Here is a 26,809-nt window from a genome sequence, read left to right as displayed (position 1 = left end):
AAACCTAAATCCGGGTTAATGGAACCATGAAAAAAACGGTCCAAGGCGTTGCTGCCCCCGCCCCGCGTATGACAAAAACCACGGCCTTCCTGATCGCCACCGGGCTCTCTATCCCGGTCTTTGCCATCCTGACGCTGATTGACTGGCTCTGGCTCTAACCCAATTGCACAAGCGCGTGCCGTTTCTTGCCCGCGCTGAGCTTGATCGGGCTGGAGAGCGCACCGGTATCGATCATCAGGCCCGCGTTGGTCAGGGGCTGATCATCCAGCCGCGCGCCGTTTTCGGCAATCAGGCGCTTGGCCTCCTTGCCGGACCCGGCCAGACCTGACTTCACGATCAACTGTACGATCGAGATACCGTCCCCCACATCCGCAGCACTCAGCGTCAGGGTGGGCAAATCATCCCCCACCCCCCCTTTTTCAAAGACCTCGCGCGCCGTCGCTTCCGCTGTGGCTGCCGCATCCGCGCCGTGCAGAAGCGTGGTCACCTCATTGGCAAGACGTACTTTGGCTGCATTGATCTCTGCCCCTTGCAGCGCACCAAGGCGGTCACACTCCTCCACTGGCAATTCAGTATAAAGCTTGAGGAACCGGCCCACATCGGCGTCCGTGGTGTTGCGCCAGAACTGCCAGAATTCATAAGGCGACAGCATATCGCCATTGAGCCAGACAGCGCCGCCCTGCGATTTGCCCATTTTGCGACCGTCCGATGTGGTCAGCAAAGGCGAAGTCAGGCCATAAACCTCCCCGTCGATCACACGCCGGGTCAGGTCGATCCCGTTGACGATATTGCCCCATTGGTCCGAGCCGCCCATCTGCAGGATGCAGCCATAGCGCCGGTGCAACTCCATGAAGTCATAGGCCTGCAGAATCATGTAGTTGAATTCCAGGAAAGACAGCGACTGTTCGCGGTCCAGCCGCGATTTTACGCTTTCAAAGCTGAGCATCCGGTTGACGCTGAAATGCCGCCCAATGTCGCGCAGGAAATCGAGGTAGTTCAGATCGTCGAGCCACTCCGCATTGTTCAGCATCAGCGCATCGGATGGGCCATCGCCATAAGTCAGATATTGCGCAAAGACTTTCTGCATGCCCGCGATGTTGTCGTCGATCTGGGCAGGCGACAGCAGCGGGCGTTCATCCGCCCGGAACGAGGGATCGCCCACCTTGGTGGTGCCGCCGCCCATCAGGGTGATCGGCTTGTGACCGCATTTCTGCAGCCACCGCAACATCATCACGTTGAGCAGGTGACCCACGTGCAGGGATTTGGCCGTGGCATCATACCCGATGTACGCGGGCTGCCCGCCGGTCAGCAGCGCCTCGTCCAGCCCCTGATAGTCGGTGCAATCGGCGAGAAAGCCGCGCTCCATCATCACAGCGACGAAATCGGATTTGGGATGGTAGGTCATCTTGCTTGCTCTCGGCTTGAATTGCGCCCACTCTATAGGCGGTGCGCAGGCAAAGGAAAAGGCTTTGAACAGGGCCATTGAGAAAACCGGAAAGGTGACCGCTCTGGGCGCGATGAGCGGTACGTCACTGGACGGCGTGGACGCCGCCGTGGTCATCACCGACGGGCATAGGATCGACGGTTTCGGCGCGACGTCTTATCGTGCCTATTCCAAGGCGGAACAGGCCGTGTTGCGCGCCAGTCTGGGACAGTGGTCCGGGGCCGCGGTGGAGGCCGCGAGGGATGTGGTGGAACAGGCGCATCTGGCGCTTCTGGAGGGTTTTGAGGCGGTTGATCTGGTAGGTTTTCACGGCCAGACTCTGGCCCATGCGCCCCGCACCCAAGGCACCTTGCAGGTGGGCGATGGCGCGTGGCTGGCGCAGGCCCTTGAGACGCCGGTGGTCTGGGATTTCCGCAGTGCGGATGTCGACCTGGGCGGCGAAGGTGCGCCGCTGGCGCCGTTTTTCCATTTTGCCTGTGCGCATCACATCGGCGCGACGGAACCGCTCGCTTTTCTGAACCTCGGCGGGGTGGGAAACCTCACCTATGTGGACCCCGCGTTTGATCATCCCGAAGAGCCGGGAGCCTTGCTGGCCTTTGACACCGGCCCGGCAAACGCGCCGCTGAACGATCTGCTGCAGAGCCGTTTGGGTCTCGCCTATGACGAGGGCGGCAAGATCGCCCGGCGCGGTACTGTGGAGCAGGGTGCGCTGGAGTTGTTTCTGGCCGAACCCTATTTTGCGCGCGTGCCGCCCAAATCGCTGGACAGGAACGACTTTTCGGAGATGGTGGCGCTGGTCGGTGAGTTGAGTGATGCCGATGCTGCCGCCACCCTCACTGCCATGTGCGCGGCCGGTGTAGCCGAAGGGATGCAGCATTGCCCGCAGCTCCCCGCGCGCATCCTCGTGACCGGCGGCGGGCGGCACAATCCGGTGCTGATGCAGATGCTGGCCGTCTCGCTTGACTGTCCCGTGGGGCCGGTCGAAGACGTAGGTCTGGACGGTGATATGCTGGAGGCGCAGGCCTTTGCCTATCTGGCGGTGCGCGTGGCGCGCGGCTTGCCCACGTCCTGCCCGGGCACAACTGGCGTTCGGGCTGCCGTGGGTGGCGGGACAGTCAGTTGGCCGCAGGCCAAGGACATCGCTGTTTAAGCGCGCGGAATGTCAAAGCCGGGGTCTGCAAGCGTGAACCCTTCGAACTGGAACCCAGGTGAAACGGTGCAGCTGACGAGCGTGAAATCGCCTGTGCTGTGCGCAGCCTGCCAGTGGTTTTCGGGCACGATGATCTGCGGCGCGCCTTTGGTCAGGTCCGGGGTCAATAGGTGATCCTGCGCAGGGCCGCTGTCTGTTTCACTCAAGGACAACACCAGCGGTGCGCCCGCGTGATAGAGCCAGATTTCCGTGGCATCCACCCGGTGCCAGTGGCTTGCCTCGCCCGCCGCCAGCAGGAAATAGATGCAGGTGCCGCTGGGCCGCCCGTCGTTCTCGGCCACCCATGTCTGGCGAAAATGTCCGCCTTCGGGATGCGGGGCAAGCCCCAGATGGGCGATGATCTCTTGTGCTGTCATACTGCGAGGCTAGTCTGACCGGGAACCAAGGCCAAGGGGGTAGGGGCTTGAAAGTCATCGTTATCGGCGCGGGGATCATCGGCGCACTGACAGCCCTGCGTCTGGCGCAAGCCGGGGCAGAGGTGACCGTGATCGACGCCGGACATCCCGCATCGGCGGCATCGGGCGCCTCCTTTGGCTGGATCAACGCCAGCTTTCACGCGAACAGGGATCACTTCAACCTGAGGCTTGCCGGGATGGAGGCACATAGGCGGCTGTCGTCAGAGCTTGCCTCAGAGGCGGTGCAGTGGCCCGGGTGCCTGTGGTGGGAGGAGGAAGGCGCGGCCTTCGATGCGCAGCATCGGTCGCTGGTGGCGTTGGGGTATAAGGTGCGGGAAATCGACCGGGCCACGTTTTCTGAACTGGAACCGGCAGTGACCGCCCCGGACCGCGCGTTGCATTTCATGGACGAAGGGGTGGTTGACCTTGGTCAGCTCACGGTACGGGCGTTGCAGGCTGGTGCCGACCTCGGGATGCGTTTGATCACGGGCGTGCGTGTCACGGGATTTGACGTGCGGGCCGATGTGCTGCGCGGCGTGCGGCTGGCAGGTGGTGTGCTGGAGGCGGATCGCTGTGTCGTTGCCGCGGGGGTTGCCACCCAGGGCCTGCTGGAAAGGGTCGGTGTCGCCCTGCCGATGCTGCACCGTCCGGGGTTGATCCTGCGATCGGAACCCCTGCCGGCGCTGCTGCGACATGTGCTTGTCAGCCCGGGGCAGGAGCTGCGCCAACTGCCGCAGGGGGAGCTGTTGGCGCCGACAATGGCCAGCCATCAGGGGGACACAACGGACAGCGTGCCCGAGACACCGGACAGGCTGGCAGATCAGGCGATGGCGCGGGTGTCGACCCTGTTGAACTGTCCGCTCAGGTGGGAGGTGGTCACGCTCGCCGCGCGCCCGGTGCCGCAGGACGGCTTGCCGGTGATGGGGGCCTGCGGGCCGGAGGGGCTTTATGTCAGCACCATGCATTCGGGCGCGACGCTTGCGCCGCTGGCGGCAGAACTGGTGGCCGCAGAGGTGCTGGAGCAAGACCTGACCAACACGCAATCGGCGCTGGTGGCCCCCTACAGGCCGCAGCGGTTTACAGGGTGAGCTCGTAGAACGCCAAATGCTCTTCGGTACCTGGCGGCACCTCTGAATAAGGGCCCCGGTTGCGGAACCCCAGCTTTTCATAGAGCGCACGGGCCGGGGCGAACTCCCGGTTGGTGTCGAGCAAAACGCGGGCATAGCCATCCGCCCGGGCCTGATCAATCAGGGCCTGCGACAGCAAATACCCGGCACCTGTACCCCGCGCGGCAGGGGACATGTAGACACGCTTGATTTCTGCATCCGCGTCGTTGAGCGGCTGGATCATCCCGCACCCGACCGCCGCGCCATCCCGTTCGGCCAAAAGGATCGCTCCGCGCGGACGCGCATGTTTGACGGGCAGCGCTGCCATCAATTCTCCATAGGCCTCTGCCGGATAGAAGGTTTCCGTCAGGATGCGCATCTCATCGCTGAAGCCTGCCAGGTAGTCGCGATAGTCCCAGCACAGGCGTTGTACCTCTGGCAGGTCGCGCGGCAGGTCTGCCGCGCGTACCGTCACCGCAGCCATCAGCGCAGGATGGAGCGCCCGGCATATTCAGCCGTTTCGCCAAGCGCTTCCTCGATGCGGATCAACTGGTTGTATTTCGCCAGCCGGTCAGAGCGGGCCAGCGAACCGGTCTTGATCTGCCCGCAGTTGGTGGCCACGGCCAGATCGGCGATGGTGGCATCCTCGGTCTCGCCCGAGCGGTGCGACATCACATTGGTGAAACCCGCGCGATGCGCCATATCGACCGCCCGCAGCGTTTCGGTCAGGCTGCCGATCTGGTTCACCTTCACCAGCATGGAATTGGCCGATCCGCGTTCGATCCCGGTGGCAAGGCGCGCGGGGTTGGTCACAAAGAGATCGTCGCCCACCAGCTGCACTTTGTCACCCAGCGCATCCGTCAGCGCCTTCCAGCCGTCCCAGTCGTCTTCAGACATGCCGTCTTCGATGGAGATGATCGGGTAATCGTTCACCAGCGCCGCAAGGTAGTCGACATTTTCCTGCGAGCTCAGCGTCTTGCCTTCGCCCGCCAGCACGTATTTGCCGTCCTTGTAGTATTCTGTCGCTGCGCAATCCATGGCCAGATAGATGTCATCGCCAGGTTTGTACCCCGCTTTTTCGATGGATTTCAGAATGAAATCAAGTGCATCCCGCGTGGAGTTGATGTTGGGGGCAAAGCCGCCCTCATCCCCGATCCCGGTGGAAAGGCCCGCGGCGGACAGCTCCTTTTTCAACGTGTGAAAGACTTCGGCCCCCATGCGCACGGCATCGCGGATGTTGCCCGCAGCCACCGGCATGATCATGAATTCCTGGATGTCGATGGGGTTGTCGGCGTGTTCGCCCCCGTTGATGATGTTCATCATCGGCACCGGCAGGACCCGCGCCGAGGTGCCGCCCACATAGCGATAGAGCGGCTGGGTGCAGAAGTCGGCAGCCGCCTTGGCGGTGGCAAGCGACACGCCGAGGATGGCATTGGCACCGAGGCGGGATTTATTCTCCGTCCCGTCCAACTCGATCATAACGCCATCGATCTCGACCTGTTCGGTGGCGTCGATGCCCACCAGCGCCTCGGCAATCTCGCCGTTCACGGCGGCGCAGGCCTCCAGCACACCCTTGCCCATGTAGCGCGCCTTGTCGCCATCGCGCCGCTCTACGGCCTCATAGGCCCCGGTGGAGGCGCCGGAGGGCACGGCGGCGCGGCCCATGGTGCCGTCTTCGAGGATCACGTCAACTTCGACCGTCGGGTTGCCCCGGCTGTCAAGAATTTCGCGGGCGTGGATGTCGATGATGGTGCTCATGTGAGGCTCCTCTGGTCAAAGGTTATCTGCCTCATAGCGGGCCGGGCTGCGGTTTGGAACCCTTAGGCGCTGTTAGCGCGAACATTCCTCTCGCGCCAGAGCGTGTAGAGCCCCGATCCCACGATGATCGCAGCGCCCAGCAGGGTCAGAACGTCGGGCCGTTCCTCAAAGACGGACATCCCGATGATCAGGGCAAAAAGAATGCGCGAGTACCTGAAGGGGGTCACAAAACTGACCTCGCCGATGCGCATGGCGGCAACGATGCCATAGTAGGCCACGATACCGATCAGCAATGCGATGGTGAAATAGACCCAATTGGCTGGCGACAGAGGCACCAGGCTTGTCCCGTTGATCCACATCAGCAGGGCGGCCGCAGGGATCAGCACCAGAAAGGCCAGGAAACTCAACTGCATGGTCGAAGTTTCCTGTGGGACGCGGCGTGTCGCCAGATCACGGATGCCCAGCCCGATGACACCCTGGACCGCGAAGAGCGACAGCCAGCTGAACCCCTCCATGCCCGGTCGAATGATCATCAGCACGCCGATGAAGCCCACAAGGATGGCGGACCAGCGCCGCCAGCCCACGGCCTCTTGCAGGAACAGCGCGGCGCCGAGGGTCACGAAAAGCGGTGTGGCCTGCAAAATGGCCGACGCCGAGGAGAGCGGGGTGAGTGCGATCGCGGTGACGAAGCCCATGGTTCCTATCAACTCACCAAAGGCGCGCAGGGCGATGGCAGGCGTCAGCATCGCGCGGGTGAAAAGCGGCTGGCGTTGGACAATCAGGATCACGCTGACCAACGCTGCACTGCCAAGCCCCAACATGCCGATGATCTGACCAACGGGCAGGGCCGCGGCCATAAGCTTGATCAGCATGTCTTCAATGGCGAAGCCGAGCATGGCCACCACCATGAAGGTCGCGCCGCGTAAATTGTCCATGGGGTGTCCTTTGGGGTTCCGTTCGCCTCCTTTCAGAAAGCAATCGCAAGGTCAATTGGCGGCGTAGGAAGGTTTTCGTGCAGGGAGCCGATCATCGGGCAGTGCAGCAGAGGGTAGAGCCAGGCCAGATGTCCGGAAAATATCTAAATTTGCAGTCACTTACGCCAGCTGTGGTTCACTATTTCTCAACCACCGGCCATCACTCTGAAGGCGGACATAGTGGGTGTCTGCGTATCAGCGAGAGGTGTCATGCAAGTTAGTCAATCTGTGAATTCCTACACGCTTTCCCTGTTTCAGGGCGCAAGCTCCGGTGAGAAATCAAATCTGGCCGCTGCGCAGCCCGGACCTGCGAGCTATTTCGCACCGACTGACGATACGAGCTTGCCAGGCATCTATGCGGATCCGCGTGTGGGGCAAGGGACCCCGGCCCGGATGTCAGATGCCACGATAAGGATATTGGATACCATCCATTCCATCGTCAGCAATGAGTTGAAAACAATCGGCGCGACCTTTCGCCAAATGGCGGAGGTCGACCTTGAGTTTGAGCCGGAAGAAAAACTGCCGGAGGACACGCGAATTAGAGATTTGACGTCTGAGCAAGTCGGAAGGTTGTCAGCAGACACCCGTGACGCAGCAAGGCTTGAGCTCCAGCTGTCCCTCTACACGACACTGGCAACTCAAGGAGGGGTTACTCCAAAAGGTTTTGGGTCCATTCTATTTGGTGAGAAATACGTCGAGATGAACGACGCGGAACTCGCGGAGCATCAGATTAACGCGCTGGTCGACAACCAGATCAAGGCAATAAAAATGACCTTGGAGCTGTCCAAAAGTGAAGAATTCATCAGGTTTTCGGCTGGAACAGGCATCCCGACGGATGTGACCGGGCCGCTGACCGATGAAGAACTAGCCACGTTGCGCAGTGATTTGCTGGCAGAGCGGAGGGCACAATATCAACGCGGTGAGTTGAACGTCAACGTAACCGTTTTCGCCAGCACCCATGCCGCCAACTATGACAAGACCTATAAGACGTTTGACATGGCCTCCGGAGAGACTGTGGTGAATGAGGCGAATACTGCTGCCTTTGATGAAGCCTGGGAGTTTAGCGAGCGGAAGAAAGAGGCCTTCCATCGGTTGCTGGTGGGGGACAGCGATTTTGTTCGGGACAACATCGAGCGACTTGGGATCTATGCCGAGGAATACATCAAGGATGCGACGTCCTGATTGAGGCGCCTGCAGGTCAATATATTGGCCAGGAGGTGGATGTCGCCCCTCCTGACGCGCCGCCTCGCCCTCACGCGGCACGATTGCGTCACTGCTTTTTCAGCGGCACGCCGTAAAGCTCCAACCGGTGTCCGCGCAGCTCGTAGCCGAGTTTGCGGGCGATGCGTTCCTGCAGCGCCTCGATCTCGGCGTCCACGAATTCGATCACCTCGCCTGAATTCATGTCGATGAGGTGGTCGTGGTGATCCCGCTCGGCGTCCTCGTAGCGGGCGCGGCCATCGCCGAACTCCAGCTTGTCCAGAATGCCCGCTTCTTCAAAAAGCTTGACCGTCCGGTAGACCGTGGCAATCGAAATGCCTGCATCGATGCCCGAGGCACGGGCATAAAGCTCTTCGACGTCGGGATGATCATCGCTGTCTTCCAGCACTTTCGCGATCACACGTCGCTGTCCGGTCATGCGCAGGCCCTTGGCCTCGCAGCGGTTGATGATGGTATTGCCCATGTCGGTGCCCTTGATCGCTGGAGGCCACATTTAGCGGCATTTTTGTCCTGCATCCAGACGCCTTTTCAGGCTTGTGTTGACTTCCGCCGCGCAAACCCCCATGTGCAGTGCAAGCGAAGCCTTCTGCCGCGTGAGCAGTTGTGAGCGCCCCGGCAATCATGCCGGTCCACGCGCTCATCCAGAAAGGCCCGCCGATGTTCCCAAAATCACGCGTGGGTCCAAACGCTGCGGACAGGTGTGGGCATATGGCCGACACGTGCGATCCGTGTTGCGTGTCCCAAGCGGTGTCCAAGGTGGCACGGCCAAAGAATGTGGCGGCCCGTTGCGGTGCGCCGGAAAGATATGAATGAGCGATTTTGATATGATGGACCTGCCGACCAAACTGGTGGCACGTCTGAAAGCGATGGGTCTGAACGACCCGACCCCGATCCAGAAACAGGCCATCCCGCACGCGCTGAACGGGCGCGATGTGATGGGTCTGGCGCAGACCGGCACCGGCAAGACGGCGGCCTTTGGTGTGCCGCTGGTGGCGCAGATGCTGGAGCTGGACGGACGGCCCGCGCCGAAATCCGTGCGCGGTCTCGTGCTGGCCCCGACGCGCGAATTGGCCACCCAGATCAGCGTGAACCTAAGAGCCTTTGCCGAAAACACACCGATCAAGGTGGCGATGGTCGTCGGCGGCCAGTCGATCAACAACCAGATCAAACGGCTGGAACGCGGGGTCGATCTGCTGGTGGCGACACCGGGCCGGTTGCTGGACCTGATGGACCGGCGCGCGGTGCGGCTGGACGAAGCGACGTTTCTGGTGCTCGACGAAGCGGATCAGATGCTCGACATGGGCTTCATCCATGATCTGCGCAAGATCGCGAATGTGATCCCGAAGGAGCGGCAGACCATGCTCTTCTCGGCCACCATGCCCAAGCAGATGAACGAATTGGCGCAAAGCTATCTGCGCAGCCCCATTCGCGTAGAAGTCTCGCCTCCGGGCAAGGCCGCGGACAAGGTCACGCAGGAAGTACATTTCATCGCGAAATCCGAAAAAGCCGGTCTGCTGATCGAGATGCTGGACAAGCACCGCGACGAGCGCGCGCTGGTCTTCGGCCGGACGAAACATGGCTCCGAAAAGCTGATGAAAACGCTGGTGAAGGCGGGTTATGCTGCGGGATCGATCCACGGCAACAAAAGTCAGGGCCAGCGCGACCGCGCGATCGCCGCCTTCAAATCCGGTGAGATCAAGGTGCTGGTGGCCACGGATGTGGCCGCGCGGGGCCTCGATATCCCGGATGTGAAACACGTCTACAACTATGATCTGCCGAATGTGCCGGACAACTACGTGCACCGGATTGGCCGCACCGCGCGGGCGGGCAAGGATGGCGCGGCCATTGCCTTCTGCGCACCTGACGAGATGGGTGAATTGAAGGCCATTCAAAAGACGATGGGTATTTCGATCCCCATTGGGTCCGGGCGGCCCTGGGAAGCCATGGATATCCCCGAAGGCACCAAGCCCAAAGGCCGTGGACGCGGTCGTGGGCGGGGTGGCAGGCCACAGGGCGCGGGTAAATCCGCATCCGGTCAGCCGCAGGGCGCCAAGCCCGCAGGCGGGCGTCGCAGACGGCGGCGCGGTGGCAAGCCGGGCGGACGCCCCAGTGCCGGTGGAGACGGGCAGAGGGTCGCCTGATCTCGGACGTCTGATTTAAAGTAACCTGCGTCCCTCTGCGGGCGCGGGTCCCGCCGGGCGATTGACATTGCCCGGCACAGCCCCCCATCTGGCGCCATGGACCGCAAGACTCACATGGATGCCTTTGGGGCAGCCGCCCTCATCACCTTTGCCCTGCATCTTGCGTTCAACCAAGTGGTCATCAAGGTCACCAACGGCGGGTTCAACCCGGTTTTTGCCGCAGGGCTGCGGTCCGCCGGCGCGGTCCTTGTCCTGCTGTTGTGGATGCGGTTGCGGGGGATCAGCCTGACCGTCCCGCGTGAGGCGGTGCCCGCCGGTATTCTGTCGGGCTGCCTCTTTGCGCTTGAATTCACGTGTCTTTTTACCGCGCTGGATTTCACCACCGTCAGCCGCGCCTCGGTGATTTTCTATTCCATGCCGGTCTGGCTCGCCATCGCCAGCCATTTTCTGATCCCGTCTGACAAGCTGACCGGGCTGCGGGGGATCGGGTTGGTGCTGGCGATGGGCGGGGTGGCGCTGGCCCTTCTGGACCGCAGCGATGCCTCCGCCAGCCTGACGGGGGATCTGCTGGCGCTGACCTCGGCCATCTGCTGGGCGGGCATAGCGCTCTGCGTCAAGATCACGCCGCTGAGCACGGTGCCGCCCGCGCAGCAATTGATGTTCCAGGTGATCGTCTCCGCGCCACTGTTGCTGCTGGCCTCGCTGGCCTTTGGCGATCTGATCCGCGACCTGCAGCCGATCCACATCGCCGGGCTGCTCTTCCAGATCATCGCGGTTGCGAGTCTCGGGTTTCTGGCGTGGTTCTGGCTGATGTCGATTTATCCTGCCTCGTCAGTGGCCTCCTTCAGCTTCCTGTCTCCGGTCTTTGCGGTGATCCTCGGCTGGCTGCTGCTGAGCGAGGATGTGGGGCCGCAGGTCTGGGTGGCGCTGGGGCTTGTGGCGCTGGGGATTTACCTGATCAACCGGCGCCCAAAGGTGGTCTGAGCGTCAGGTCCCGCAGAAGGTCGCGGGCACGCGCTGCGCCTTGGTGGGCGGGCGCATCAGGTCAAGATCATCGGTGTCAAAGGGGCTGGCGAGCGCGGTCAGAAGCCGCTCAAAGGGCGCGAAATCCCCGGCAACCGCGGCGGCAATCATCTCTTCCATCCGGTGGTTGCGCGGGATGATCCGCGGAGAGGCTGCCTGCATTACGGTCTGTGGGTCTCCCTCGCCCTGCAGCCGTGTCTGCCACTCGGCTGCCCAGGCGTCGAAGGCCTCACGCTCCAGGAACTGATCCCGTGCGTCACCGCGCGCCAGCGCGTCGAAGGTATTGGTGAAATCGGCCCCCTGCGCCTGCATCAGCGTCAATAGGTCCTGGATCAGCGCGGCGTCGTCCTTCGTTGGCGCGGCGAGGCCGATCTTGGCCCCGAAGCGCGACAGCCACGCTGCTTCGATCTGGGCGGGCATCGCGTGCACGATCTCCGTCGCTTCGTCCAGCGCGGTGGTGGGGTCGTCCAACTGCTGCAGCAGGGCCGTGGCGAATTGCGCCATGTTCCAGACGATGATCCGCGGCTGGTTGGAATAGGCGTATCGGCCCATCTGGTCGATGGAGCTGAAGACCGTATCCGCATGATAGTCATCGATAAAAGCGCAAGGCCCGTAGTCGATGGTTTCGCCTGAAATCGCGCAGTTGTCGGTGTTCATCACGCCATGGATGAACCCCACCGACATCCAGACCGCCACAAGCTCCGCCTGTGCGGCACAGACCGCGCGCAAAAGGTCCATCGGGCCTTTGGCGTCCGGATAGTGCCGAGCCATCGCATAGTCGGTCAGCCGGGCAAGCTCCGCCTTCTGGCCCCGGTGCGCAAAGACCTGAAAGGTGCCGACGCGCAGATGGCTCTGCGCCACCCGCGTCAGCACCGCGCCCGGCAACACCGTTTCGCGGATCACGTCCTCGCCGGTGGTGGTGGCCGCGAGGGCGCGGGTCGTTGGAATACCCAGCGCATGCATGGCCTCCGAGATCACATATTCCCGCAGCACCGGGCCCAGCCATGCGCGCCCGTCGCCCATGCGGGAATAGGGTGTGGGGCCCGAACCCTTGAGTTGGATATCGCGGCGGATGCCGTCGGTGCCCACGACCTCGCCCAAGAGCAGCGCGCGCCCGTCGCCAAGCTGCGGGTTGAAGGTGCCAAACTGGTGGCCTGCGTAGAGCTGGGCAATCGGTGTCGCGCCCTCAGGCACCTTCTGGCCCGAAAACATGGCGGCAAGCACGTCGTCCGATGCCTCCGGCAGGCCCAGCTTCTGTGCCAGCGTCTCGTTGAAGGTGATCAGTTTGGGCGCTTTGACCGGCGTCGGGTCCAGCCGCGCGTAAAAGGCGTCCGGCAGGGCGGCGTAGCTGTTGTCGAAGGGAACGGAAAAACTCATGGTCTTAACATATGTCGCGTGGGCCGCTGCGCAACGGGTTCAGAATCTGCGGGTCATCAGCATGTAGTCCGGGCGCGGGGTGAAACCGGCACGGGCATAGAGACGCTGGGTGCCGTCTGCGGTGCGATCCACCTCCAGATGCAGGGCCTTCAACCCGGCACTGGCGAGCGCGCGGGGAAGGCTTTGCAGGGTTTCCGAGGCGATGCCCCGCCCACGCACACCCGGGCGCACGTAGATTTCATCGACAAACCCGTCCAGGCCACCGAATTCCAGCGACCATCCAAAGGTCACGACCACATATCCAATGGGCGCGCGCGGCGGGCCGATCAGATAGGCCGCGCCATGGGGCGAGCCCTCCAGCAGCGGTGTGATTCCGGCCCTGCGCGCCTCGGCACCCAGCGCAATGCCGTGTTCTTCATGAAAGGCGGCGACAAGCGCATCAAGACGGTCCGCATGGTCCGCCGTGGCCAGTGTCAAAGCCGCGCTCACAGCCGCGACAGCCGCTCGGTCAGCAGGGTGAAAAACCCGTCTGCATCGATGTCCTTGATAAAGAGCGCATTGGCGGGTCTGTCGGTCACACCCCACCAGTCGGCAACGGTCATGCCCAAGGTCAGTTCCGACTGGGTTTCAATTTCCACGTTGATATGGCGTCCTTTGAACAAGGTGGGATCGATCAGATAAGCCGTCACGCACGGGTCATGCAGCGGTGCGCCCTCGGAGCCGTATTTCTCCTTGTCGAACCGTTCAAAGAAATCGGTCATCTCGGACACGGCTTTGCCCACGGGCGTACCCAGGGCCCGGAATGCCTCGTTCCGAGGGGGGGTGACCAGCGCCTTATGGGTGACGTCGAGCGACATGACCACGATGTGAATGCCGGATTTAAACACGATATCAGCGGCCTGCGGGTCGACATAGATGTTGAATTCCGCAGTGGGGGTAATGTTGCCCACCTCGAAATAGGCGCCTCCCATCAGTACGATCTCCTGCACCGCCTCGGCGATTTCCGGCGCCTTCTCCAGCGCGGTGGCAATGTTGGTCAGCGGGCCCAACGGACACAGGGTGATCGACTTCGGCGCGGCCCCCCGCAGCGTGTCGATTATGAAATCGACCGCATGCTGGTCCTGAAGTTGCATTTTGGGGTCGGGCAAGGTCGGGCCGTTCAGGCCGGTTTCGCCATGCACATGCTCTGCGGTGACCAGATCACGCCCCAGGGGCCGGTCGCATCCGGCGAAGACCGGCACATCCGTTTGCCCCGCCAGCTCGCAGATCATCAGCGCATTTTTCGACGTCAGCGCCAGAGGCACGTTGCCGGCCACGCAGGTGATGCCCAGAACGTCGATTTCGCCGGGGCTGGCCAGCGCCAACAGGATGGCGACGGCATCATCCTGCCCGGGATCGGTATCGATGATGATTTTGCGGGGGGACATGCATGCTCCTGTCCAAAAATTTGCGCGACACTCGCAAGTCGCACCGATTTTGTCCAGACGGTCAATTTCACCTGAGCAGGGGAGCGCGCACAGAGGTCGGTCGTGACGGCACCCTGGAAAGTTTTACGGGCGTTCGGCGCGTTTCACGTCGTCCCAGAGCGCGTCCATCTCTGCCAGATTGCTGTCCGTGGCTGTTTTGCCCGCCTGCGCCAGCCGGGCCTCCACGGCTTCGAAGCGGCGGGTGAACTTGGCATTGGCCGCGCGCAGGGCTGCCTCTGGATCAAGGCCGAGATGCCGCCCGAGATTGGCCATGACAAAAAGCAGATCGCCGTATTCTTCCTCGACCTCCCGCTCGGTCAGGCTGTCCTTTGCCTCAACCAACTCTGCGGATTCTTCGGTCAGCTTGTCCAGCACCTGCGTGGTCGACGGCCAGTCAAACCCGACACGGGCCGCACGTTTCTGCAGCTTGAGCGCGCGCAGCAGGGCGGGCAGGCCGATGGCCACACCGTCCAGGGCGCCGCCTTGCGCTTTTCCCGCCCGTTCCGCCGCCTTGATCGCCTCCCAATCCGCGGTCTGTTGGTCGGCGGATTTGTCCCGGCTTTCATCGCCGAAAACATGCGGATGGCGCGCCACCATCTTGTCGGAAATCGCGGTCACCACGGACTGAAAGGAGAAATGCCCGGCCTCTTCGCCTATGGCCGTGTGATAAACCGTCTGCAACAGCAGATCGCCCAGCTCCCCCTCCAGCTCCGCGAAATCGCGCCGCTGGATCGCATCGGCAACTTCGTAAGCCTCTTCAATGGTGTAAGGCGCAATGGTGTCGAAATCCTGCTCGATATCCCAGGGGCAGCCCGTTTCCGGATCGCGCAGGCGGCGCATGATCTCCAGCAGGCGCTCAATTCCCGCATTCCGGTCGTGGATCAAGTCTTCAGCCATTGCAGCGCGCCCATCTGTCGTGTCACATGCACCTGACAAATAATTCCACAAGGAGTCCAGCCCATGCCCGTGGTAAACCGGATCGCTGATCTGAGTGATGAGATGACGGCCTGGCGGCGGCATCTGCATTCCATCCCGGAACTGGGGCTGGAGTGTCACCAGACCGCCGCGTTTGTGGCCGAACGCCTGCGCGAATTCGGTGTCGACGCGATCCACGAAGGCATCGCAAAGACGGGCATTGTCGCGATCATCGAAGGGCAGGGCGAAGGGCCGACCATCGGGCTGCGCGCCGATATGGATGCGCTGCCGATCACCGAAGAGACCGGCGTGGACTATGCCTCCACCCATCCCGGCAAGATGCACGCCTGCGGCCATGACGGGCACACGGCGATGCTGCTGGGGGCCGCGAAATACCTGGCCGAGACACGCAATTTCGCCGGGCGCGTCGCGCTGATTTTCCAACCGGCAGAAGAGTTTGGCGGTGGGGGCGAGGTCATGGTGCAGGAAGGCATCATGGAGCAGTTCAACGTCAGCCAGGTCTATGCGATCCACAATTCACCGGGTCGCGATTTTGGCAGTTTCAACACCACGCGCGGGCCGATCATGGCCGCCGCCGACACGTTTCACATCCACATCACCGGGGTTGGCGGGCACGCGGCGCGTCCGCATGATTGTGTCGATCCTGTTGTTGCCGCCTGTTCTATCGTACAGGCGCTGCAGAGCATTGTCAGCCGTAACCGCCATCCGATGCAATCGCTGGTGATTTCCACCACGCAGATCCACACCGGCACCACCGATAACGTTATCCCTGAAACTGCCTATATCAACGGCACGGTGCGCACCTTCGACAAGGAGGTGCAGGCAATGGTGGTGCGCCGGATGGAAGAGGTCGTGGCGGGGCAGGCGGCGTCCTTCGGGCTGGAGGCCAGGCTGGAGTTCGAATTCGGCTACCCGCCGACGGTCAATGACGCCGCCAAGGCCGGTTTTGCGGTAGAGGTGGCCGCTGAAATAGCAGGCGCGGCGGCGGTGGATGACGCGATCATGCCGGTCATGGGGGCCGAGGATTTCTCCTACATGCTTGAGGCGCGGCCCGGCGCCTATCTGATGCTGGGGCAGGGGGAAGGCGCGGGCGTCCACCACCCCAAGTACAATTTCAACGACGAGATCGCCCCGATTGGCGCCTCCTTCTTTGCGCGGCTTGTGGAGCGGGCGCAGCCCGTGGCCGGAGCCTGATCCATGGCGCTGGAAGACGCCAAGACCCAGATGGATCACGCTTTTACCCGCGAGGATCCCAAGGGGCCAAGCTTTGAGCTAACCTTTGGCGGCGCTTTGTCGTTTCTGCGCAGGCGGTACACAAAGGACCTGACGGGGGTGGATATCGCCGTGACGGGTGTGCCGTTCGATCAGGCGGTCACCAACCGTCCCGGCACACGGCTGGGCCCCCGCGCCATCCGCGAGGCCTCGACCCTGCAGGCGCCCGACGCGCCCTATGGCTGGCCCTTTGACGTGCTGAGCGAGCGGGTGATTGTCGACTACGGCGATCTTGCCTTTGACTATGCCAATATCCCCGCCTTCCCCGATGCGCTGACCGCACATATCCGAGGCATACTGGACGCCGGGGCCGCCAGCGTGGTGCTGGGTGGCGATCACTACATCAGTTTTCCGATCCTCAAGGCCTATGCCGAAAAATACGGGCCGATCAGTCTGCTGCAGTTCGACGCGCACACGGACACCTGGGCCGATGACGACATGGGCCGCGTCGATCACGGCACGATGTTCTACAAGGCGGTGAAATCCGGGATCGTCGATCCCGCGACCTCCGTGCAGGTGGGCATTCGCACGACAAATGCGGATACGCTTGGCGTGAACATCATCGATGCGCGCGAGGTTCACGAAAAGGGGCCGGACGCGGCGGTGGCAAGGATCAGGGACATCCTCGGCGACCGGCCCTGCTACCTGAGTTTTGACATCGACGCGCTTGATCCCGCCTTTGCGCCGGGTACGGGCACGCCGGTCTGGGGCGGGCTGACCAGCGCGCAGGCGGCATCCATGCTGCGCGATCTGGCGGGCATCAACATTCGTGGCGGCGATGTTGTTGAGGTTTCGCCCCCCTTTGATACAACCGGAGCGACAGCCATTGCGGGGGCGCATGTGGCAACAGAACTCCTGAGCCTGCTGGGCTGGCGGATGCGTGAAGAGAGCAAAGAATGAGCAGTAAGAACCAACCGATCAGCGGCAATGATCTTGCGCGGTTTTCCGGGCCGGGCAGTTTCATGCGCCTGCCTTTTGTCAATGATCTCAAGGGGCTGGATGTGGCCTTTCTGGGCGTGCCGATCGACATCGGCACCTCGTGGCGGTCCGGCACGCGCTTCGGCCCCAAGGAGGTGCGCGCCCAGAGTGCGATGATCCGCCCCTATCACATGGGCACGGGGGCAGCGCCCTTTGACAGCCTGCAGGTGGCCGATATCGGTGATCTGGCGATCAATACGTTTTCGCTGGCCGATAGTCTGAAGATCATTCAGGAGAGCTATGAGGCGATCCTGAATTATGACGCGATGCCGATGGCCATTGGCGGCGATCATTCGATGACCCTGCCGATCCTGCGGGCCATGCACAAACGTCACGGGCCGGTGGCCTTGGTCCATGTGGACGCCCACGCGGATGTGAATGACGATATGTTCGGCGAACGGGAAACCCATGGCACGGTCTTCAAGCGCGCCCATGAAGAGGGGCTGATCCTGCCGGAGAAGACCTATCAGATCGGGCTGCGCGGCACCGGCTACACGGCGGCTGATTTCACCAAGGCGCAAGCCTGGGGCTTTCAGCAGTTCCCGGCGCAGGAGTTGTGGCACCGCAGCCTCTCCACCCTGGGTGGGGAGGTGCGCCGCGACATCGGCCCCGAACAGCCTACCTATGTGAGTTTCGACATCGACAGCCTTGACCCGGCTTTTGCCCCCGGCACCGGCACACCGGAGATCGGCGGGCTGACGACGGCGCAGGCGATGGAACTTATCCGGGCGTTGAAGGGGTTGAACATTGTGGGCTGCGATCTGGTGGAGGTGTCGCCGCCCTATGATACAACCGGCAACACCGCGCTGACCGGGGCGAACATCCTTTTTGAGCTGTTGTGCGTTCTGCCGGGCGTCGCGTATCGCTGAGAGGGCGGGACGCTCCGCGGGGGATATTTGTGGCCAAGAGAAGGCGGATGCGTATGGGAACGCTGGCGGTGGCGCTGCTTCTTTTGTTTGGTTTGGGCTATGTGCGTTTGGCGCCGATCAATCCCGCACGTTGGCATCAGCCGGTACCCCATGCACAGAGTACTGATTTTGCCAGCGGTGCCGTGCGGGTGATCCCGGGCGATGCGGAGGTGATGCAGCAGGTCGATGCGGTGCTGCGCGCGCTGCCGCGCACCCAGGTGCTGGCCGGATCGGTGGAGGCGGGGCGGATCACCTATGTGACGCGGTCCGCGGTGTTTGGTTTTCCGGATATGACGACCGTGGAGGCGCGGGACGGGCAGATCCGCATGTTCGCCCGGCTGCGGTTTGGTGTGTCAGATCTGGGCGTCAACCGGGAACGATTGGAGCGGGTGATCGCCGCCTTGCAGGGAGGATGACAGGCACCCCTGTTGCACCTCGCGCCACATCGGCACATTCAGCGACATCTGGCATTGTGCCATGAACATACGCCCATCGACCTGCAGGCAAATGGTCTGCCCAAGCTCCACCCGCTCGCCCGATTTGTCGGTGCAATAGCACTCGACCGTCTTGCCGCTGGGGCTGGTGACATCGGCAATACACGGCAGGGCCGCCCAGATCAGAAGCAGGGTCAGTCGTTTCATGGCGAAAACAATAGCATGGTGCCTGCTCTTGACCAACGGCTTTCAATGTCGGAGAGACGCAGAATGATCCCGGTGCAGCAATTGGAACAGATAACGGCGCGTTTCGAGTATCTCGAGGCGGCAATGTCGGCGGGCGATGCTTCGGCGGACATTGCGGCGCTGGCCAAGGAGTATTCCGATCTGCGCCCCGTGGTGGAGCAGATTGCGGCCTATCGTCAGTTGCTGGACGATCTGGACGAGGCGCAGGAGATGCTGTCGGACCCGGATATGGCAGCGCTGGCGGAGGAGGAGCTGCCCCGGCTGAAGGCGGCGCTGCCCGAGGCGGAGGCGGCGCTGCAGCTGGCGCTTTTGCCCAAGGACAAGGCGGATGCGAAACCGGCGATGCTGGAGATCAGGCCCGGCACGGGCGGGGATGAGGCAGCACTCTTTGCCGGTGATCTGCTGCGGATGTATCAGCGCTATGCCGAGAGCAATGGCTGGCAGTTCGAGATTATCGAGCTGCAGGAGACCGAGCTGGGCGGCATCAAGGAAGTGGTGGCCCATATCAAGGGTCAGAACGTCTTTGCCCGGCTGAAATTCGAGAGCGGCGTGCACCGGGTGCAGCGCGTGCCCAGCACCGAAAGCGGCGGGCGCATCCACACCTCGGCGGCGACGGTGGCCGTGCTGCCCGAAGCCGAGGACGTGGACATCCAGATCGACGCAAATGATCTGCGCATAGACACGATGAGGTCCTCCGGCGCCGGGGGCCAACACGTGAACACCACCGATTCTGCCGTGCGGATTACCCATCTCCCCACCGGTCTTGTTGTGACCAGTTCCGAGAAGTCACAGCACCGCAACCGTGAAATCGCGATGCAGGTCCTGCGCGCGCGCCTTTACGATCAGGAGCGGGCGCGGGTGGATAGCGAACGGTCAGCGGACCGTGCGGCACAGGTGGGGTCCGGGGATCGCTCCGAGCGCATCCGCACCTATAATTTCCCCCAGGGGCGCATGACGGATCACCGGATCAATATGACGCTCTACCGGCTGGATGCGGTGATGCAGGGCGATCTCGACGAGATCGTGGATGCGCTGACCGCAGATGCCCAGGCGCGGCAGATGGCGGAGATGGGGCAGTGACCGCGGCCGAGGCCATGGTGGCCGCGATGGCGCGGCTGCGGGCGGCAGGCGTTCCGGACCCGGCGCGGGATGCGCGGGTGCTGCTGGCCCATGCGGCCAAGGTGGATGCGGCGCGGGTCACGCTGATCGCGCCCGAAGACATCGCACCGGAGATCGCCGAACGCTACGACAATCTGATTGCCCTGCGGGCTGTGCGTGTGCCGGTCTCGCAGCTGATCGGGGCGCGGGAATTCTACGGGCGCGCCTTTGAGATCAGCCGCGACGTGCTGGACCCGCGCCCGGAGACCGAAGCGCTGATCGAGGTCGCCCTGTCAGAGCCCTTCGCGCGCATCCTTGATCTGGGAACCGGATCAGGCTGCATTCTGGTGACGTTGCTGGCGGAACGCCCGGAAGCGGAAGGGGTCGGTGTCGATCTCAGCGAAGCCGCCTGTCTGCACGCCAGCGCGAATGCCGCGCGGCATGCGGTTGCGGATCGTGCCACGGTCCTGAAATCGGATTGGTTCGAGGTGGTCGAAGGGCGATACGACCTTATCGTCTCCAACCCGCCCTATCTGACCGCGGAAGAAATGCTGCAGGTTCAGCCCGAGTTGCGGGACCATGAACCGCGCCTGGCGCTGACCGATGAACAGGACGGGCTGTCGGCGTACCGCGTCATTGCCGCACAAGCACAAGGGTACCTGAATGCGCGTGGTCGCGTTCTGGTTGAGACGGGCTGGCAGCAGGCGGCGACGGTGGCTGCGATCTTTGAGGCGCAGGGCTGGGGCGAAGTGGCGATTCTCCCTGATCTGGGGGGGCAGGATCGTGTGGTGTCTGCCGCGAAACCTGGATAAATTGTCCTGAAAATGCAGGAAAATTCCGCAAATCTGGTTAAAATCGATCATTACCTCTTGCGGCAGGACGATGTGCGTGTTTATTCAAAGATGTTGCAGCGGTGGATGCCCAACACTGGCGGTCCCGCGCGGCGTTATGCCCAACATATCGACACCCCGGAATGAAAGCAGCACAAAGCGCATCCGGTCACACGATCCACAGCACGAAGGCTGAGCGAGCTTCATGAAATCATCGAGATCCCGGTCCCGCTCGAAGAGCAACCGCAACCGGTCCCAAGGCAATCAAGGCGGCAATGTCGTCAACCGCGTGTTCGACAGTTCGGGCCCGGAGGGCAAGGTGCGCGGTACGCCGCAGCAGATCATCGAAAAATACAATCAGCTGGCGCGGGACGCGCAGCTGAGCAATGACCGCGTGGCGGCTGAAAACTTCCAGCAACACGCCGAGCACTACACGCGGATGCTCGCCGAAGCGCAGCGCGAGATCGAAGCGCGCCGCGAAGAGCAGGAACGCCAGAACCGCGAGCGTCAGGCCGAACGGGATCGCGAACGCGCCGAGCGTCAGGAACGCGACTCCAGCCAGCAGGCAGCAGCGGATCACGCCGCGCACCCTCAGCCGAGTGCTGATATGCGGGAGGGTGAAAGCAATCTGGTGGAAACGCCCGAAAGCCAGCCCAAGCCGAAGCCAAAGCGTGCTCCGCGTCGCAAACCGCGCCCCAAGCCCGAGGCGTCGAATGATGATCAGCCCGGCGGGGATGACGCACCAAAAGCAGCAGAATGATGCCCTGAAATGACCCCGCCACCGGCGGGGTTTTTCATGTCTGTGCCACAGCGCGGGCCAGGGCGCAGAATCCTTCGAGCGGGATTTGTTCCGCGCGGTCCGTGGGGCTCAGCCCCGCAGCGATCAGGCGGTCTTCGATGTCCGGGGCAACCCCCTTCAAAGCGGCCCGCAGCATCTTGCGGCGCTGGTTGAAGGCCGCAGCGACAACGCGGCTCAGAACTGCGGCATCGGCTTCGAAGCGCGGCTTGGGCAATGCTTGCAGATGCACAACACTGCTGGAGACTTTGGGCGGCGGCGTAAAGGCCTCCGGCGGCAGCTGCAGCACGATCCGCGCGTCTGCCCGCCATTGTGCCAGGATCGCAAGCCGTCCGTAGGTCTTGCTGCCGGGCCCTGCCACGATCCGCTCCGCCACTTCGCGCTGAAACATCAGCGTCAGGCTCTGCCAGAAGGGCGGCCAGTCCTGCGGCGTCAACCAGCGCACCAGTAGCTCCGTGCCGACATTATAGGGCAGATTGGCCGCGACGCGAATGGGCGGGGTCAGATGTGCCAGCGGGTCGATGTCCAACGCGTCGCCCTCCAGCACGGTCAATCGTCCAGGGTAGGCGGCGGCGACCTCCGACAGCGCGGGCAGGCAGCGGGCGTCTTTCTCAATCGCCAACACGTGACGGGCCCCTTCGGAGAGCAACCCGCGGGTCAGCCCGCCGGGGCCGGGCCCGATTTCAAGCACGTCGCAGCCTGTCAGATCACCGGCTTGTCGGGCAATCTTGGCGGTCAGGTTCAGGTCCAGCAGAAAATTCTGCCCCATCGATTTGCGCGCCTGCAGATCATGGGTGCGGATCACCTCGCGCAGCGGTGGCAAATCGTCGATGGCGCCCATCTTCATTGTTCCTCAAATATGCTTATCGACCGCCTCATAGATGGGCCATCCGGGCGGCCAGCTTCACCGCTTCGATCATGCTGGTGGCCGTCGCCACGCCCTTGCCCGCGATGTCAAAGGCGGTGCCGTGATCCGGAGAGGTCCGGATGAACGGCAGGCCAAGCGTGACGTTCACCCCGCGGTCGAAATCCAGTGTCTTGATCGGGATCAGCCCCTGATCATGATACATCGCAATCGCCGCATCATAGCTGCGCCGCGCGGCGGCATGGAACATCGTGTCTGCGGGAAGGGGGCCGCGCAGATCAAACCCGGCTTCTTGCATCTCGGCAAGCAGGGCCGCGATCCACTCCATTTCCTGCCGGCCCATTGCCCCCCCTTCGCCTGCATGGGGGTTCAATCCCGCAATTGCGATACGCGGTGCCGCAATGTCGAACTGCTGGCGTAGGGCGTGGTCCGTGATCTCGATCGTTTCGCGTAGCAGGTCAGGGGTCAGCGCCCGGGGGACCTCTTCGAGCGCGATATGGATCGTTGCCGGGACCACGCGCAGCGCGTCGGAGGCAAGCATCATGACCGCGCGTAGGGTGCCCCCAGAGAGGGCGGCGAGATATTCGGTATGACCGGGATAGGCAAAATCAGCCCCTTCGATCAACGCCTTCTTGTGGATGGGTGCCGTGCAGAGGGCACTGGCCTCACCCGATTGCACAAGCGCGACACAGGCTGCGATGACATCGACCACCCCTTGCGCATTTGCAGGATCCGGGGTGCCCGGTGTCGCCGGATTGGGGAACGCGTGGTGCAAAACGGGCAGGGACGTCGCGCACATCTCGGCGGCCTCTGCCGGGGTGTCGATGACGTGATAGCGGGTACCGGAGGGCAGGTGGCGCGGATCGCCCATCCATGCCATTGGAACCTGATCGCCAAGCGCCGCCCAGGCCGCTGCGGCGATTTCAGGGCCAACCCCGGCCGGTTCCCCGCAACTGATGAGAACGGGCGGCCTGTGGCCGGTCATGGGGTCACGATACGGGCGTCAGCGCGCAGCTGGTCCAGAAATCCTTCGGCATAGGCGTTGATGCGGCTGGACCGCAGGGCGCCAGCGACGTCTTCACGCGCTACATCTTCGTTCACTGCAGAGGTTCGGCCACACATCATCAGAAAGACAAGGGTCTCGCCGTTGGCCCGTGTCAGCGTTGTGGACACCTCGCCGGGGTCAAGCTTGCTGAGCTCGATGGCGATATCCTGCGGAATTTCCGACGGCGGCTTGCTGCCGCGTTCCAACACCTCTTCCGGCTGGCCCTGGGCCACGCCATAGAGATCGTCACAGACGTCTACCTGTGCCCGGACCTTCTCGGCAGCGGCCAGACCCGCTGGCGTGCGCCCGCCCGGGATGTAGTAGGCCGCATATTCGATTGCGGCATATTCCCGTGTGGGCGTTCCCGTCTCCTCGATATCGCGCAACTGAAAAAGCGCCACTGCGTTGGGAATGCTGAGCGGGTCGGTGACGTCCCCGGGGGCCAGCGACAACAGGATCGGGCGCAGCACCGGTGGCAGATTGTTCAACTCCTGCCACGGCAGGCGGCCGCCAGCTTCCCGCGAGGCGGTGGCGGAAAACTCACGCGCATAGTTCGAGAACTCTTCGATGGAGGTACTGGTGGCGATCTGCTGCGCAAGCTCATCAACCTCGGCTTTTTGCTCCGGTGGGGCCGGGATGATGATCTCCGAGACCAGCACGCGGACGCCGGACGTCCCCCCCGCCGTTCCAAGCGCACGGTCGATCTCCGCTTCGGAGATCTGCACACGGCCACCAAAGCGCGCACCGATCAGCTCTCGCCAGGCGATGCCGACTTCCACGAAATCGCGGAAAGATTCCTCTGCAACGCCGCCATCGGCAAGGGCTGCGACGAACTGATCCTTGGTCAGGCTCGTGCGGCCCGCGAATTCTTCGATGCCGGCCTCTATGTCTTCTTCGGTCAGTTCCAGCCCAACGGCTGCAATGGCCTGCGCCTGCAGGCGTTCGTTGATCAGGGTGTCGATGACCGCCTGACGGCTGGACCCCGGAGCATTCAGCAAGCGCAGGAACGTGATGCGCTGGTTGACCTCGTATTCAGTCACAACCGCGTCATTGACCAGCACCACCGGGTCAAACAGCCCCTGCGCGGCAACAGGCGGCGTCACGGCCATTGCGGCCACAAAGGCGATAACGAATTTCATACTGCTCACTGCGTTCATTGTTTTTGTTACCCGCATGTTCTGGTGTAGGTTTCCGTGCCTTTTTTCGCCGAAAATCCCCGTAGTCCGATGCTTAGGCCCAAAGTTGTCGAGGGTTCAAGGCTTGTCGATGTTGAGTAACTGCGTTGGACGGAAAATGCCACCGATACGCATTCGTTCTCATAGGTCACTCCAACTCCGGCATTCGAGGCACGATTGATCGAGATGTCGTAACGCCAGTCGGCGCTCGCGGTCCAGTATTTGTCGACCCGGTAGGATCCATCAAGTGCTATCTCCGCGATGCTTTCCGGGCGATCTTCGGCCAGATCGCTGATCAGCCAGATGTAGCTGCCGCCAAGGCTGGACCGGTTGTTGGCAAAGTACCCGCGCACCTCGGCCTTGGTGAAATCGAAATCGGCGTCAAAGAGCGAGCGCGCGGTCAGGGCCCACCCGTCTACCGACTTTAGCTGCCCGGCGACCAGATAATTCGAGGAAATGCCTCTGAGCCCGGAGGATTCTGTGAAATCCGGCTCCGCATCGTCGCGCAGGACCTGTCCGAGGGTCAGGGATGTGTCCAGCCCGTTGGGATCGAACCGCGCCCAGTTCACGCCAAGGGCTGCCGTGCGTCCGCGTTCGCGGCGGTCGGCTTCGGGAAAGCGGGACAGAGACAGCAGGTTGCCGCCATCGAATTCCACCCGTGTGCTTTCTTCGTTGGGAATATTGGGCCGATCACCGCCGACCCAGCCCAGCTGGACAATCGGTTCCAGAAACTGCGTGACGCCGTTTTCGCCACCACGGGCCATCGGATAGCGAAACGCAATGGCGCCGCGCGGGGTCAGTTGCGTTTGTGTCTGCGGCGTGGTGCTGTCTTGCGTGATGTTGAAGAGATCCGCCACGGCGCCCAGAGTGACTTCGGTGCGAAGACCGCTCGCCAACGTCCAGCCCCGCAGCCAGTCCACCTCGGTGCTGAACCGCGAGGCGTCCCGCCCGACGATATCAACATCCGAATAGCGATAGCGGCTTTGCGCCGAGGCCCCGAGCCGCAATTCCCCGCCAATGGCCGCCGGGAAGTACCGTGCCTCGTAAATCGCGTCCCCCACGACCGTTGGAAGATTTGCGTTGATATCCGCGTCCCGCAGCGATTTGAACGCCGTCAGGCTGCCAAAGATGAACTCGTCCCGCCGTGCGCGACTGATCGAGATCGCACTGTCCAGGCGGTCCTTGTCCGAATAGCCATAGTCCTTGAGATAGGAATCGTCACTTGTGAGCTCGATGTCAAACGCCAGGGTGAAATCGTTTCGGAGACTGAAACTCCCCTGACCGAAGACATAAGCGCGCGTCTCGCCAGGGCGCTCATCATCGCGGCTGACTGCTCCGTTGAACTCGATCCGCCCGTTCACAAAGGCTTGCCGGTACCGCAGTTCCAGCGTGCGCGTCCCCGAAGAGATATAGGGGGTCAGGGTGATGTCCCGGTCTTCGGCGATATTGATGAAATAGGGGATTTTGATCCCTGTGCCGAGTTGCGACGTGGTGCGCAGCGAAGGGGTCAGAAACCCCGTGGCGCGCTCCAGTGTCGGGTCGGGCAAGCGCAGGCGCGGGATATAGAGGACCGGCGTGTTGCGGATCAGGAACTGCGCGCCGTCGAAATAAAGCTGCCGCGCCTGCTTGTCGTGGATGACGCGCTTTGCCCGGATCTGCCATAGGGGCGGCGTGCCATCTTCACAGACTTTACAAGATGTTACAGCGGTTTTGTAAAGTTGACTGTAGCGCCCGTTGACCCGTTGGATCTGCACCGCAGCCAATTGCAGCTGCTGATCCAGCACCATGCGCGCACCGCTCAGCAGCCCCGTCTGAAGGTTGGCATCCAACTCCGCTGCGGAGGCCAGGACCCGGATGTCGTCGCCCTCCTGCATGGTGATCGGGCCGGAGATCGTTAGCGCGCCGGTCGCCCGGTCATAGCGGATTTCGGATGCGGTGATGCGGGTTGTGCCCTGAAAAGCCTCGACATTGCCGCGCGCAACCAACGCGCTGTCATTTTCGATAAAGAGCTCGTCGGCGATCAGCACGGCCGGAGGGTTGGGCGTCTCCTGCGCCCAGCTCAGCAAGGGCCAGACCAGCATCAGCAGAGTGAGAAAGGCACGCGTCACGGC

28 protein-coding genes are annotated in these 26,809 nt (G+C 62.6%); 13 read left to right on the top strand and 15 right to left on the bottom strand.

All coding sequences use genetic code 11. From position 1 onward, the window contains the following. Positions 1–26: 26 nt before the first annotated feature. The gene (locus ISX84_RS23380; protein WP_268247467.1) at positions 27–158 is read left to right on the top strand and encodes a hypothetical protein; all 132 of its coding nucleotides are present in this window, start codon (positions 27–29) and stop codon (positions 156–158) included. Here the strand turns inward: ISX84_RS23380 and tyrS are convergent. Continuing rightward, on the bottom strand, positions 155–1,405 hold the full coding sequence (gene tyrS / locus ISX84_RS10915) for a tyrosine--tRNA ligase (RefSeq protein ID WP_195820405.1): 1,251 nt from the start codon (positions 1,403–1,405) through the stop codon (positions 155–157). The two genes, ISX84_RS23380 and tyrS, sit on opposite strands and share 4 nt — an antisense overlap. Positions 1,406–1,469: 64 nt before the next feature. Here tyrS and ISX84_RS10910 point away from each other — a divergent pair, with 64 nt between their 5' ends. Continuing rightward, positions 1,470–2,594, top strand: coding sequence for an anhydro-N-acetylmuramic acid kinase (locus ISX84_RS10910; RefSeq protein ID WP_195820404.1), 1,125 nt, complete (start codon positions 1,470–1,472; stop codon positions 2,592–2,594). On the opposite strand, the gene ISX84_RS10905 is transcribed toward ISX84_RS10910, so the two are convergent. After that, positions 2,591–3,010: a cupin domain-containing protein gene (locus tag ISX84_RS10905; RefSeq protein WP_195820403.1), complete on the bottom strand. Its 420-nt coding sequence runs from the start codon at positions 3,008–3,010 to the stop codon at positions 2,591–2,593. The genes ISX84_RS10910 and ISX84_RS10905 overlap by 4 nt on opposite strands. A 47-nt stretch (positions 3,011–3,057) precedes the next feature. On the opposite strand from ISX84_RS10905, the gene ISX84_RS10900 reads away from it, so the two are divergent. Beyond that, positions 3,058–4,137 carry an NAD(P)/FAD-dependent oxidoreductase gene (locus ISX84_RS10900; RefSeq protein ID WP_195820402.1) on the top strand — a complete coding sequence of 360 codons (1,080 nt, stop codon included), beginning with the start codon at positions 3,058–3,060 and terminating at the stop codon, positions 4,135–4,137. Here the strand turns inward: ISX84_RS10900 and ISX84_RS10895 are convergent. The 3 genes from ISX84_RS10895 to ISX84_RS10885 all read right to left on the bottom strand — a co-directional run bounded on the left by ISX84_RS10895 (position 4,127) and on the right by ISX84_RS10885 (position 6,848). After that, positions 4,127–4,639: a GNAT family N-acetyltransferase gene (locus tag ISX84_RS10895; RefSeq protein ID WP_229884264.1), complete on the bottom strand. Its 513-nt coding sequence runs from the start codon at positions 4,637–4,639 to the stop codon at positions 4,127–4,129. The two genes, ISX84_RS10900 and ISX84_RS10895, sit on opposite strands and share 11 nt — an antisense overlap. Then, positions 4,639–5,913, bottom strand: a complete 1,275-nt coding sequence (gene eno, locus ISX84_RS10890) for a phosphopyruvate hydratase (RefSeq protein ID WP_195820401.1) — start codon at positions 5,911–5,913, stop codon at positions 4,639–4,641. The genes ISX84_RS10895 and eno overlap by 1 nt, the downstream gene beginning before the upstream one ends. A 62-nt stretch (positions 5,914–5,975) precedes the next feature. Next, a complete protein-coding gene (locus ISX84_RS10885; RefSeq protein WP_195820400.1) occupies positions 5,976–6,848 on the bottom strand; it encodes a DMT family transporter in 873 nt (290 codons plus the stop codon). Positions 6,849–7,097: 249 nt separating this feature from the next. On the opposite strand from ISX84_RS10885, the gene ISX84_RS10880 reads away from it, so the two are divergent. After that, positions 7,098–8,069: a hypothetical protein gene (locus tag ISX84_RS10880; protein ID WP_195820399.1), complete on the top strand. Its 972-nt coding sequence runs from the start codon at positions 7,098–7,100 to the stop codon at positions 8,067–8,069. An 88-nt stretch (positions 8,070–8,157) separates the two neighbouring features. Here the strand turns inward: ISX84_RS10880 and ISX84_RS10875 are convergent, their stop codons facing one another. Further along, positions 8,158–8,571, bottom strand: coding sequence for a Fur family transcriptional regulator (locus ISX84_RS10875; protein ID WP_195820398.1), 414 nt, complete (start codon positions 8,569–8,571; stop codon positions 8,158–8,160). Positions 8,572–8,917: 346 nt separating this feature from the next. Here ISX84_RS10875 and ISX84_RS10870 point away from each other — a divergent pair, with 346 nt between their 5' ends. Together ISX84_RS10870 and ISX84_RS10865 are read left to right on the top strand one after the other, a co-directional pair. Beyond that, complete coding sequence (locus ISX84_RS10870; protein ID WP_195820397.1) at positions 8,918–10,249, top strand: DEAD/DEAH box helicase; 1,332 nt, start codon at positions 8,918–8,920, stop codon at positions 10,247–10,249. 96 nt (positions 10,250–10,345) lie between these two features. Then, positions 10,346–11,233, top strand: coding sequence for a DMT family transporter (locus ISX84_RS10865; RefSeq protein ID WP_195820396.1), 888 nt, complete (start codon positions 10,346–10,348; stop codon positions 11,231–11,233). A 3-nt stretch (positions 11,234–11,236) separates the two neighbouring features. On the opposite strand, the gene ISX84_RS10860 is transcribed toward ISX84_RS10865, so the two are convergent. From ISX84_RS10860 to mazG, 4 genes are all read right to left on the bottom strand, one after another. Further along, positions 11,237–12,649 (bottom strand): protein adenylyltransferase SelO, encoded by a 1,413-nt coding sequence (locus tag ISX84_RS10860; RefSeq protein ID WP_195820395.1) that lies wholly within the window; start codon positions 12,647–12,649, stop codon positions 11,237–11,239. A 39-nt stretch (positions 12,650–12,688) separates the two neighbouring features. Then, positions 12,689–13,138, bottom strand: a complete 450-nt coding sequence (locus ISX84_RS10855; RefSeq protein WP_195820394.1) for a GNAT family N-acetyltransferase — start codon at positions 13,136–13,138, stop codon at positions 12,689–12,691. After that, positions 13,135–14,076: a nucleoside hydrolase gene (locus ISX84_RS10850; protein ID WP_195820393.1), complete on the bottom strand. Its 942-nt coding sequence runs from the start codon at positions 14,074–14,076 to the stop codon at positions 13,135–13,137. Before ISX84_RS10850 ends, ISX84_RS10855 begins: the two co-directional genes overlap by 4 nt. Before the next feature lie 123 nt (positions 14,077–14,199). After that, complete coding sequence (mazG, locus tag ISX84_RS10845) at positions 14,200–15,012, bottom strand: nucleoside triphosphate pyrophosphohydrolase (RefSeq protein ID WP_195820392.1); 813 nt, start codon at positions 15,010–15,012, stop codon at positions 14,200–14,202. Positions 15,013–15,075: 63 nt separating this feature from the next. Here mazG and ISX84_RS10840 point away from each other — a divergent pair, with 63 nt between their 5' ends. From ISX84_RS10840 to ISX84_RS10825, 4 genes are read left to right on the top strand one after another with little or no spacing between them, the layout of a single operon-like run. Then, positions 15,076–16,245 carry a M20 aminoacylase family protein gene (locus ISX84_RS10840; RefSeq protein WP_195820391.1) on the top strand — a complete coding sequence of 390 codons (1,170 nt, stop codon included), beginning with the start codon at positions 15,076–15,078 and terminating at the stop codon, positions 16,243–16,245. Between the two features lie 3 nt (positions 16,246–16,248). Further along, positions 16,249–17,223, top strand: coding sequence for an agmatinase (gene speB, locus ISX84_RS10835; RefSeq protein WP_195820390.1), 975 nt, complete (start codon positions 16,249–16,251; stop codon positions 17,221–17,223). After that, positions 17,220–18,170, top strand: coding sequence for an agmatinase (gene speB, locus ISX84_RS10830; RefSeq protein WP_195820389.1), 951 nt, complete (start codon positions 17,220–17,222; stop codon positions 18,168–18,170). Before speB (ISX84_RS10835) ends, speB (ISX84_RS10830) begins: the two co-directional genes overlap by 4 nt. A 47-nt stretch (positions 18,171–18,217) precedes the next feature. Then, a complete protein-coding gene (locus tag ISX84_RS10825; protein ID WP_195820388.1) occupies positions 18,218–18,625 on the top strand; it encodes a DUF1499 domain-containing protein in 408 nt (135 codons plus the stop codon). Here the strand turns inward: ISX84_RS10825 and ISX84_RS10820 are convergent. Beyond that, entirely contained in the window at positions 18,563–18,850 is a 288-nt protein-coding gene (locus ISX84_RS10820; RefSeq protein WP_195820387.1) for a hypothetical protein, read from the bottom strand. The genes ISX84_RS10825 and ISX84_RS10820 overlap by 63 nt on opposite strands. Positions 18,851–18,913: 63 nt before the next feature. Between ISX84_RS10820 and prfA the strand changes: the two genes are divergently transcribed. The 3 genes from prfA (at position 18,914) to ISX84_RS10805 (ending at position 21,577) form a co-directional block, all read left to right on the top strand. Continuing rightward, positions 18,914–19,969, top strand: coding sequence for a peptide chain release factor 1 (gene prfA, locus ISX84_RS10815; RefSeq protein WP_195820386.1), 1,056 nt, complete (start codon positions 18,914–18,916; stop codon positions 19,967–19,969). A gap of 14 nt (positions 19,970–19,983) precedes the next feature. Beyond that, the gene (gene prmC / locus ISX84_RS10810; RefSeq protein WP_195820796.1) at positions 19,984–20,799 is read left to right on the top strand and encodes a peptide chain release factor N(5)-glutamine methyltransferase; all 816 of its coding nucleotides are present in this window, start codon (positions 19,984–19,986) and stop codon (positions 20,797–20,799) included. A 223-nt stretch (positions 20,800–21,022) separates the two neighbouring features. Further along, positions 21,023–21,577, top strand: a complete 555-nt coding sequence (locus ISX84_RS10805) for a DUF4167 domain-containing protein (RefSeq protein WP_195820385.1) — start codon at positions 21,023–21,025, stop codon at positions 21,575–21,577. 34 nt (positions 21,578–21,611) lie between these two features. Here ISX84_RS10805 and rsmA read toward each other — a convergent pair whose 3' ends face one another. Genes rsmA through ISX84_RS10785 form a run of 4 tightly spaced genes read right to left on the bottom strand, consistent with a single transcriptional unit; the run spans position 21,612 to position 26,806 of the window. Further along, positions 21,612–22,454 carry a 16S rRNA (adenine(1518)-N(6)/adenine(1519)-N(6))-dimethyltransferase RsmA gene (gene rsmA / locus ISX84_RS10800; protein WP_195820384.1) on the bottom strand — a complete coding sequence of 281 codons (843 nt, stop codon included), beginning with the start codon at positions 22,452–22,454 and terminating at the stop codon, positions 21,612–21,614. 34 nt (positions 22,455–22,488) lie between these two features. Then, complete coding sequence (gene pdxA / locus ISX84_RS10795; RefSeq protein WP_195820383.1) at positions 22,489–23,463, bottom strand: 4-hydroxythreonine-4-phosphate dehydrogenase PdxA; 975 nt, start codon at positions 23,461–23,463, stop codon at positions 22,489–22,491. After that, entirely contained in the window at positions 23,460–24,662 is a 1,203-nt protein-coding gene (locus ISX84_RS10790) for a peptidylprolyl isomerase (RefSeq protein ID WP_229884262.1), read from the bottom strand. The genes pdxA and ISX84_RS10790 overlap by 4 nt, the downstream gene beginning before the upstream one ends. A gap of 26 nt (positions 24,663–24,688) precedes the next feature. Further along, the gene (locus ISX84_RS10785) at positions 24,689–26,806 is read right to left on the bottom strand and encodes an LPS-assembly protein LptD (protein ID WP_326838730.1); all 2,118 of its coding nucleotides are present in this window, start codon (positions 26,804–26,806) and stop codon (positions 24,689–24,691) included. Positions 26,807–26,809: the final 3 nt, after the last annotated feature.

The organism is Roseobacter sp. MH60115, assembly GCF_015644665.1.
Lineage (GTDB): Bacteria > Pseudomonadota > Alphaproteobacteria > Rhodobacterales > Rhodobacteraceae > Roseobacter.
The sequence above is the reverse complement of the archived record's forward strand: the minus strand, read 5'-3'. Positions and strand labels throughout refer to the sequence as shown.